Annotated in this window: 1 protein-coding gene; it reads left to right on the plus strand. The window is 40.5% G+C overall.

Annotation, left to right across the window (positions count from 1 at the left end; genetic code table 11):
- Nucleotides 1-820, plus strand: an 820-nt coding sequence (locus E4T68_RS08970; RefSeq protein ID WP_135126058.1) for a DUF1542 domain-containing protein, incomplete at both ends; no start/stop codon positions are given.

Consider the following 820-nt stretch of genomic DNA (forward strand, 5'->3'; position numbering starts at 1 on the left):
AAGTAGACACAGCTAAAACAGACGGTACTACTGCAATCAATGCGATTAACCCAAGTGCAGACGCTAAAACAACTGCTAAGAACGCTATTGAAGATGCAGCAACTGCTAAGAAAGCAGCCATCGATGCACGTAATGAATTAACGCAAGAAGAAAAAGATGCTGCTAAGAAAGACGTTGATGCCAAAGCTACAGAAGCAAAAGCAAATGTTGATAATGCAACAACAAATGCAGAAGTAGACACAGCTAAAACAGACGGTACTACTGCAATCAATGCGATTAACCCAAGTGCAGACGCTAAAACAACTGCTAAGAACGCTATTGAAGATGCAGCAACTGCTAAGAAAGCAGCCATCGATGCACGTAATGAATTAACGCAAGAAGAAAAAGATGCTGCTAAGAAAGAAGTTGACGATAAGGCTAAGGAAGCAAAAGTAAATGTTGATAGTGCGACAACAAATGCAGCAGTAGACACAGCTAAAACAAATGGTACTACTGCTATTAACGAAGTTAATCCAAATGCAGACGCTAAAACAACTGCTAAGAACGCTATTGAAGATGCAGCAACTGCTAAGAAAGCAGCCATCGATGCACGTAATGAATTGACAGCAGAAGAAAAAGACGCTGCTAAAAAAGATGTTGATGCTAAAGCTAAAGAAGCAAAAGCAAATGTTGATAATGCAACAACAAATGCAGAAGTAGACACAGCTAAAACAGACGGTACTACTGCAATCAATGCGATTAACCCAAGTGCAGACGCTAAAACAACTGCTAAGAACGCTATTGAAGATGCAGCAACTGCTAAGAAAGCAGCCATCGATGC

Source organism: Granulicatella sp. WM01, from assembly GCF_004570605.1.
Taxonomy (GTDB): Bacteria; Bacillota; Bacilli; order Lactobacillales; family Aerococcaceae; genus WM01.